At 45.5% G+C, this 8,661-nt stretch carries 11 protein-coding genes; 7 read left to right on the forward strand and 4 right to left on the reverse strand.

Features of this window, described 5'->3' with window-relative positions:
- Positions 1-217: hypothetical protein (locus tag ASG81_RS32410; RefSeq protein ID WP_442952964.1), on the forward strand; the 217-nt coding region annotated here is incomplete at its 5' end.
- Between the two features lie 700 nt (positions 218-917).
- Here ASG81_RS32410 and ASG81_RS26785 read toward each other — a convergent pair.
- From ASG81_RS26785 to ASG81_RS26800, 4 genes are all read right to left on the reverse strand, one after another.
- The gene (locus ASG81_RS26785) at positions 918-1,283 is read right to left on the reverse strand and encodes a hypothetical protein (protein WP_056641874.1); all 366 of its coding nucleotides are present in this window, start codon (positions 1,281-1,283) and stop codon (positions 918-920) included.
- 72 nt (positions 1,284-1,355) lie between these two features.
- A complete protein-coding gene (locus ASG81_RS26790; RefSeq protein WP_056641898.1) occupies positions 1,356-2,273 on the reverse strand; it encodes a pyridoxamine 5'-phosphate oxidase family protein in 918 nt (305 codons plus the stop codon).
- A gap of 23 nt (positions 2,274-2,296) precedes the next feature.
- The gene (locus ASG81_RS26795) at positions 2,297-3,007 is read right to left on the reverse strand and encodes a pirin family protein (protein WP_056641877.1); all 711 of its coding nucleotides are present in this window, start codon (positions 3,005-3,007) and stop codon (positions 2,297-2,299) included.
- Between the two features lie 210 nt (positions 3,008-3,217).
- The gene (locus ASG81_RS26800) at positions 3,218-4,117 is read right to left on the reverse strand and encodes a LysR family transcriptional regulator (RefSeq protein WP_056641880.1); all 900 of its coding nucleotides are present in this window, start codon (positions 4,115-4,117) and stop codon (positions 3,218-3,220) included.
- A gap of 155 nt (positions 4,118-4,272) precedes the next feature.
- On the opposite strand from ASG81_RS26800, the gene ASG81_RS26805 reads away from it, so the two are divergent.
- The 6 genes from ASG81_RS26805 (at position 4,273) to ASG81_RS26830 (ending at position 8,229) form a co-directional block, all read left to right on the forward strand.
- Positions 4,273-4,872 carry a nitroreductase family protein gene (locus ASG81_RS26805; protein WP_056641882.1) on the forward strand — a complete coding sequence of 200 codons (600 nt, stop codon included), beginning with the start codon at positions 4,273-4,275 and terminating at the stop codon, positions 4,870-4,872.
- A 50-nt stretch (positions 4,873-4,922) separates the two neighbouring features.
- Positions 4,923-5,336: a nuclear transport factor 2 family protein gene (locus ASG81_RS26810; protein ID WP_056641884.1), complete on the forward strand. Its 414-nt coding sequence runs from the start codon at positions 4,923-4,925 to the stop codon at positions 5,334-5,336.
- A gap of 36 nt (positions 5,337-5,372) precedes the next feature.
- On the forward strand, positions 5,373-6,110 hold the full coding sequence (locus tag ASG81_RS26815) for an MBL fold metallo-hydrolase (RefSeq protein ID WP_056641887.1): 738 nt from the start codon (positions 5,373-5,375) through the stop codon (positions 6,108-6,110).
- 30 nt (positions 6,111-6,140) lie between these two features.
- On the forward strand, positions 6,141-6,392 hold the full coding sequence (locus tag ASG81_RS26820) for an aldo/keto reductase (protein ID WP_056641890.1): 252 nt from the start codon (positions 6,141-6,143) through the stop codon (positions 6,390-6,392).
- Positions 6,393-6,524: 132 nt separating this feature from the next.
- Positions 6,525-7,184 (forward strand): SDR family NAD(P)-dependent oxidoreductase, encoded by a 660-nt coding sequence (locus tag ASG81_RS26825; protein ID WP_056641893.1) that lies wholly within the window; start codon positions 6,525-6,527, stop codon positions 7,182-7,184.
- A gap of 514 nt (positions 7,185-7,698) precedes the next feature.
- Complete coding sequence (locus ASG81_RS26830; RefSeq protein WP_056641896.1) at positions 7,699-8,229, forward strand: NADPH-dependent FMN reductase; 531 nt, start codon at positions 7,699-7,701, stop codon at positions 8,227-8,229.
- The last annotated feature ends 432 nt before the right edge of the window (positions 8,230-8,661 follow it).

The raw sequence follows: 8,661 nt of genomic DNA on the forward strand, positions 1-8,661 counted from the left end.
CATGGAACARATTATTCTATTAGCTGACAAGCAGAAGCAACTTATTATAAATATGGCTAATCAAATCAGTAACTTAAAAGAGCAATTACAGCAGAAAAACAAYGAACTTGAACATTTTAAAAAGAATGATCAACAAAACAACATTACTGAAGMGACATTAAAAGAAGACTTCGAAACGTTACTCCAAATATTCCATAGAGCAAAGCAATTGGCTTAACAATTGTCAAAGGATAAGAACATTGTCCGATTGAAGTCCGCTTAAATCGCGGGCTTTTTTAGTTATAGGATTAAGTTCTTTTCAATTGACGATGACAAGTACATTATCCGATTGCCGACAGAGATAATGTATACTTAGCGAAGATCGATTTCCTTTAAGTCTCCAATCAGCATCACCCTGGAAGGCGAGAATGGTTTTGAGGAAGCATTGGTTTGCATGGAATGTGACGACGAAAGTATTATCCGATCGACGAGGAACCGACTTGCTGTATTTGCGATACAGACGATGATATTGATCAAGACAGCGGTTTTATTTGCACCGAATGTGCCAGTAAGTATTATCTGCTTGATGAAAATTGAATTTAATAATAGGTTTAACTCAATTNCGATGATATTGATCAAGACAGCGGTTTTATTTGCACCGAATGTGCCAGTAAGTATTATCTGCTTGATGAAAATTGAATTTAATAATAGGTTTAACTCAATCGAAAATGGATGTTTTGGAAATGTAATTAAAAACGTGGTGTTTTAATGTCACTCCAACGGCGAATGATACACAAGTCAGTTCTGTATCATTTGGTATGTTCTCAAACCAAGGAGATATTTATCAAACCGTTAGTACGTTGATTCGTCAACGAAAAGTCCCTGTCTCCTTACTGATCACAGCAAATCCAAGACAGGGACTTTATTCCGTAACAAGATTAAAGGATGATAGGCAGGAAACCTTCCTTCATATATTGAGCGAATGGAATGTGCCCGCCGGTTTTTTCGGCACCGATAAGCTCTACTCCGGCTTCTTGGATTTCCTCCGCCACTTCGTAAAATGCCGAACAAGCTTGGCAGCCGCCTTTGATAATGCCTGTTTTCATGACTTGCTTATACAAGGGATTAAACAGATGATCCGCTTTGCTGAATTCATTCGGCCATTGCGTTCCCAGACCATCAAAAAGAATTTCAACCTCGAAGCCTTCCTCATGCAGCTCTTGCCCGTACAGCAACCCGTGAACGGCCTTGCTCACATCTTGTTTATTCGCTTGGATAATGATCACATACTTGTTCGTTGCCATTGTAACTCCTCCTATTATTCAATGAATGGTTTGTATTGCCGATCCGATCCGAAGTAAATCTCTCACCATCTTTCAAAGGGTCAATAGCGTTGGATTTGAAGGCGAAAATTCGATAAAATCCCAACCCATCCGCGTACTATTTTCCGTATATAGAGCCTCGTCGACCTCGAACCGAACCAACCTTTCCGCAGCGGGGAAAAGGGAGATTTCTTCGGGATCCCAGATAATCTCCGATCGCCCGGTAAGCTGCAAGGAATGCCCGTAGTCGAAATCTACGAATAAAATACCGGTGCTTGGATTGCATTGAATATTTCCTAACGTATTAAACATGGAATTGCCGAAATAATCGGGAAAAATCAGCGTTCGTTCATCGACGACCTTCACGAATCCAGGCGACCCTCCACGATGGGAAGCGTCGACTTTTCCTTCCGAACTCATACTTCCAATGAAGAAAGTGTCCGCATGACGAATCCATTCCTGATATTCGGGGCTTAGATGGACGCTGCGATGATCGGACTGCTGTTTTCTCTCGTAAACGCCATGAGGAAGCAATGATCTTTTCTGGATATACTTGGGACAATTGCCGTAGACTTGTTCGGTTTTGACAACTAATTGTTGATCCTCATCGAAGTGACCTGTTCCGTTTATCCGCAGTCTGATCCGCCTGTTAAAATCAATGACCAACAAGCCAAGTTCTTGGTTCAAGCTCAAATTGCGAATCAGCGGGTCATTCCAAACCGGTTTCGATCGAATGGTTAACGTTTCTTCATCATCCACATGCAGAAATCCGGGTTCTCCTGTCAAAACCGAACTCCAAACCCTTTCACGCTCATCTACGGAAGCGGCAATCATCAGCGATTGTGTTTCCAGAAAAGTGACGGCACCCTTAGGAATCGTTTTCTTGATGCTTCTGCTGTTCAGTACCGCAATGACTTCGGCGCCGGCCATTTGTTGTACGGTCAATTCCCCTGCATGGTAGACATCGGTCATTCCATTCACCTCTCCGTTAACCGTCATGGATATGGAGGCAGATCGATGATCAGAAAATGCGCCTCCTGTACGGCATCCATCGTTAATTGATCCATATGAGTTATTTGGGCAGCGTCGCCCTTGTTAAGGGAGGTATCTCCATTCAGTAGTACCTCCCCCTTAATCACGTAGAAGAATGTCAGGCGCTCTGTATTTTGCGGAAAGGAAAGGGATTGACTCGCTCCGAGAACGGACATATATAACGTCGTATCTTGGGAAATATGCAGCATACGATCCCGTTTCGCGCCCGAAACGACGGGTGTGAGAAGGTTTCGCATGTCCGATTGCTCGAACTTCCGCTGTTCCCAGGAGGGGGATAAGCCGATTTGATTCGGGTGGAACCAGATTTGCAGCAATCGAAGCGGATCGGTAGCGGAATCGTTGTAATTAAAATGCTCAATCCCCGTGCCGGAGCTGATTCGTTGAATTTCTCCCGCATGAATGCGGTGAACGTCCCCGGTTGAATCCCCATGCCTCGCCGTACCCTCTATCATGATCGTGACGATTTCCATTTCGCGGTGCGGGTGAAGGCCGAATCCTTCGTTAGGTTGGATGACGTCGTCATTAAACACCCTGAGAGGTCCGAATCTGACTCTATCCGACTTGTAATAATCCCCGAACGAAAAGACGGATTTGCTCTGAAGCCAGCCGTGATCCCCCTGCCCCATATCGCCGCTCCGTATCACATCGATCATATCTGTCACCACTCTTTCAAGCGTTTTTCGTAATTTGCTTCGATGAGGTTAGGATAGCACGGCATTTTCAATATGAAAAATATTCAAATAATAGGATTGTTATATGAAAAATATATGGAACGAGGCGAACAGCGCATCCGTGAACGTCAAATTGCCCCCACCTAGCATTCAGATGGGAGCCAGAGGAAGTCCTGACGGGTGCGCTCTACGTCAAAGGCTTCGCATATCTTGGAACGTTTTCATGAAGAGCTGCACACTGCGCGGCAATAACCGCACTTTCAAATAAATAAGGCCGACCTTCGTGCTCACGGACGTATCCGTCAGGTACTTCACATGCTGCGATGGAGCCAAAGCCATTGCGGCAGACTCGTGAAGCAGGGTCACGCCAAGTCCTTCCTTGACCATGGACAGGATCGTGAAAATGCTTGCGCATTCGCATATAACATTCGGCATGAATCCGAGCTGCCGGCAAGCATCCGTAATGATGTTCAGCGTTCCGGTCGATTTCTCGTTACGGAGCAGAATGAACGGCCGATCCCGAAGGTCGAAGAGCCGAATGTCGGCCTTCGAAGGATCCGCATCCCAAGCGGACGGCATAATCGCTACGAAAGGCTCCTCCCTCAGCTCCTCAATTTGGAATAGACCCGGGTCTAAGTCCGTTTCGAGCGGAAGCCGAATGAGACCGAAGTCGAGCTCTCGCTTCTCGATCCGATGCGACAGGCCGTTAGGATCCCCTTCCCAGAGACGGAACTTCATGTGCGGATAGGCGAGTTGAAATTGCTGAATTCGGGCAGGGAGGAACGAGCTGCAGGAGCGGGCCGAGCCGATATGCAGCACGCCTCTGATGCCGTAATGAAGCTCCTTCATCTCCTCCGCGGTTTCGGAAACAAGATGAATGATGGACGTGGCTCGAGAGCGAAGCAGTTCGCCCGCTTGCGTCAGTATCATGCGTCTGCCGCTGCGTTCAAATAAGATGACGCCGAGCTCGTCCTCCAGCGCCTTTAGTTGTTGGCTTAAGGGAGGCTGTGCCATGTTCAGCACTTGCGCGGCGCGGGTGACTTGCCCTTCGTTGGCAATGGCTAAGAAATAACGAAGCTGTCTTAACTCCATAGACGGGCCTCACTTCCATATATTTTTCATATATTATATCAACAATTCGAATATTTTTCATATGAATTATAGCGTGATAAGATGATTTCAGACAGCAGGAAGCAAATTCCAACCTAAACAATGAAATCGCTAACGAGAAAGCGGAGGAATCGCAAATGAGCCAAACATTCATGCAAGCCGTTAAGGAAAGAAGAACGTTCTATGGACTTAGCAAGGAGCAGGTCGTACCGGATGAGCGCATTCAAGAGATCGTGGAGGATGCCGTAAACCATTCGCCTAGCGCGTTCAATTCCCAAAGCGCTCGAGTCGTCGTGCTGCAGGGCGAACAATCCGATAATTTGTGGAACATCACGAAAGAAACGCTTCGCAAGATCGTTCCGGCGGAACGATTCGCTGCGACGGAGCAGAAGATCGACGGATTCTCCAAAGGCTCCGGGACGATATTGTTCTTTGAAGATCAGACGGTCATTGAGGGATTGCAAAAGCAGTTCCCTTCCTATGGAGACAACTTTTCGGTCTGGTCCAATCAATCTTCGGCTATGCTGCAATTCGTCGTGTGGACGGCGCTCGTTCAAGAAGGGCTTGGCGCATCGTTGCAGCATTACAATCCGCTGATCGACGAGCAAGTCGCGACGGAATGGAAGCTGCCCGCGGAATGGAAGCTGATCACGCAAATGCCATTCGGCAAGCCGACGTTCGCCCCGGGAGAGAAGGCCTTTAACCCGATTACGGATAAAGTGAAGTACTTTCGATAAATGAACAGCGTCGGTCTAGGGGCCGCCGCGAAGAAAAGGAGAAATTTACGATGCAGAAAAAAATAGCGCCGCCTTTTTCTTTGGAAACCGCACTGGCGAAAGTGAAAGCTGCCGAGGATGCTTGGAATTCTCGCGACCCTGAGCGAGTTGCGTTAGCCTATACGATCGATTCCCAGTGGAGAAACCGCACCGAATTTTTTACCGGCAGAGACGCGGTTAAAGATTTTCTCCGCCGCAAATGGGCCAAAGAGCTGGATTATCGTTTAATGAAGGAGCTATGGGCTTATACCGACAATCGGATCTCCGTACGTTTCGAGTATGAGTGGCGTGACGCAGATTCCGGCCAGTGGATGCGGACGCATGGCAACGAGCATTGGGAATTTGACGAGGATGGCTTAATGAAGCGTCGCGATATGAGCGCGAATGACTATCCGATCGAAGAGAATGAACGTAAATATCGCTGAAGATGAGATAACCAATAAAAGGAGCGTGTTGATAATATGATTATCCAAAGAATGCCTTGGGCCGGAGTCCATATCAAACAGGAGGAAGCAAGTCTTGTCATCGATCCGTTATTTAACGTACACCCCAAATATGGCTCCATCCATGAATCGGTCTATCCCTTAAGCGATTTTGGAGCTGTCGATGCGGTACTCGTCACCCATTTACATGCGGATCATTTCGACCCGGTTTCGATCGCATCCTTCTATGGCGAAGAAATCCCTGTATATGTTCCCGAGGAGGCTGTGCCGGCGGCACGCGAGAGCGGTTTGAAAAATGTCATCGGGGTAACCGTTGAAGCGGCTTTCCCTATCGGATCTTTTACCGTTACGCCTACCTATTCCATCGATGGAAACGGTGATCCTCAAGTGGCCTGGGTCGTAGAGGCAGGGGGGAAGAAGATCATTCATTGCGGGGATACGCTCTGGCATGGCTACTGGTGGAAAATCGCCGAGAAGCACGGTCCGTTTGATGCGGCATTCCTGCCGGTCAACGCAGCGGTCATCCAGTTTCCGAATCGCATCAACAGTGGCCTGCCGATCACGCTAAGTCCTGAACAGGCGGTCGCTGCGGCAAAAGTGTTACAAGCAAAAAGATTGGTTCCGATCCATTTCCGCATGATTCACTCTCCGCCATTTTATCAGGAAACATCGGATATCGTCGCTCGATTGGAACAGAGTGCAGAAGGGATTGTGCCTTTGCGCTTCCTTGATTCCAAAGACAACTTGGTCATCTAATTTGCGGACAAGGACGGAAGACGAACAGATATGAAATACAACTTACTCGGTAATACGGGAGTACTGGTATCGGAAATCGGTTTGGGCATGATGACATTCGGAGGCGGCGCAAAGTGGGGGATCTTCGGCGGTCTTGACGAAAGAGACGCGGGACTTCTAGTCGATCAGGCAATGGATGCGGGCGTCAATTTTTTCGATACGGCCAATGTCTATTCCGATGGACAATCGGAGGAAATTCTCGGAAAGACTTTGAAAAACAAGTTATTATCTTGCTATTTATGAACAAAAATTCTTGACTATGAGGATCATTTATTACTGTATAAGAAAAGGTTGCAGTTTATAGTATTTGTTCAATATATGGATTCAACCAAAAATCGAAGTCATGCTAAAAACATAAAAAAGGAGATTAGATTAATGAACAATAAACCATTACTTGTGATAATTGGAGCAGGATCAGGAATAAGCGCTGGTATTGCAAAAAAATTTGGCAATAATGGATTTCGTGTGATTCTCGTATCAAGAACTAAAGAATCGTTGAAACGTAGCATACAAGAACTTCATGAACAAAATATTGATTCTTATGGGATTCCCGCCGATGCTTCTGACCCAGAGTCGTTGAAAATAGCTTTTGGGCAAATCAAGTCAGAATATGGAGTACCTGATGTTCTTGTTTACAATGTAGCAAATATTGTTCAAGGAAATTCCCTTACGTTAACAGAGCAACAATTAATCGATGATTTTAAAGTGAATACAGTAGGTGCATTAACAAGTGCTCAACAAGTGATCCCCGAAATGATCGAACGTAAACATGGAACTCTTTTCTTCACAGGAGGAACAATTGCCCTTGAGCCAAATCCAGAATATGCCTCATTATCCATAGGCAAAGCTGGAATTCGTTCACTCGCACTTTCTTTGAGTGATACATTGTCTCCGTATGGAATTTATGTAGGACAGGTGTTGATCCATGGTTATGTTAAACGAGGAACCTATTACGATCCAGATTGTATTGCGGATGTTTTTTGGGATTCATATATAAATAAGGATCAAAAAGAAATTATTTTTAAAGAAGCATAACTAATGAATCTGAGTATTTTATTGATGTTTGCGGGTTCAACACTTAATGAAAATGTTACGCAAAACGATTGGGCAGGGAGTCGAGCGGTCAAAGGGTGATAGAATGAAGATCTATCGATTCGATGAGGAAGTCGGGAAGCAAATTCATCAATATTGAAGCCGGAATATCACCATTACGCCGATAACCAGAATTATTCGTAGCATTAAGCGCGATGAAAGCAGTAAGTTGTCGAACTCCTTTACCGAAGGTCACCGTTAATGTACTTGCATATCACCACGCCCGACCATTCTTTAGCGGCAATTATTAAATCACAGAAGAAGTGAGATGATGTTGAATGGATAAGGAAATTAAACTCTTGGCTATTTCGGGTAGTCTTCGTCAAAAGTCCTCAAATACAGCATTAATGAATGCCATCATCGGATTAGCCCCGGAAAACATGAAATTTACCATCTATGGCGGGNCTGTTTACTTACGGCTTCATGGGCGTACGCGTCAACATTGATCGGCGGAGGTATGATTCCAAAACTCTTGGCTATTTCGGGTAGTCTTCGTCAAAAGTCCTCAAATACAGCATTAATGAATGCCATCATCGGATTAGCCCCGGAAAACATGAAATTTACCATCTATGGCGGGTTGGGCGACCTTCCGCATTTTAACCCTGACATCGATGTTGACGAAGGACCAGCTCCTGTCAGAGGATTAAGGACACAGCTTCAGGAGGTAGATGGTGTGCTTTTATGTACACCGGAATATGGGAACGGCGTGCCTGGCGTGTTGAAAAACGCCTTGGATTGGCTCGTATCTACAACCATGTTTATGAATAAACCTACAGCGGTAATCAGTGCCTCACCAACTCCAATGGGCGGTGATAAAGCTCATGCTTCACTTCTGCTTACACTTAAAATGATCAATGCTGAGATTGTAGCAAGAGTGATCATACCGCACATCACTTTGAAACTGAATAAAGAAGGCGTTATTACGGATCCAGAACTAAAGCAGGAGTTATTATCCATGCTCGAGGCGCTTGAGGAGGCTTGTTACTAAAGGTTAGAAGATTACAAACTAAAAAATGAGAATTGTTCAGCTAACGGGTACGATAGTGCCATGACAACAGACTGCGTGGATCATCGGCAGCCTGACTTAAATTCAAAAGATATGATGGCGCACCTAACAAGTAGGACAGNCTAACGGGTACGATAGTGCCATGACAACAGACTGCGTGGATCATCGGCAGCCTGACTTAAATTCAAAAGATATGATGGCGCACCTAACAAGTAGGACAGTTTAATGAACCTTGCTAAGTATAATATGGTGAAATATAAAAGAAACCGTTAATGCAGGAGGAAGAAAAAGTGGTCGATATTATCGAAAAACAGCAGTTTTCAGTTATTGGTAAATTGGGGGAAGGACTTGCAGTTGAAGGCCCAATGTGGATACCACCATTATGGCAAGAGGCAAATAGTAACTTTGCTGAGA

The sequence above is a fragment of the Paenibacillus sp. Soil522 genome (assembly GCF_001428245.1).
Lineage (GTDB): Bacteria > Bacillota > Bacilli > Paenibacillales > Paenibacillaceae > Pristimantibacillus.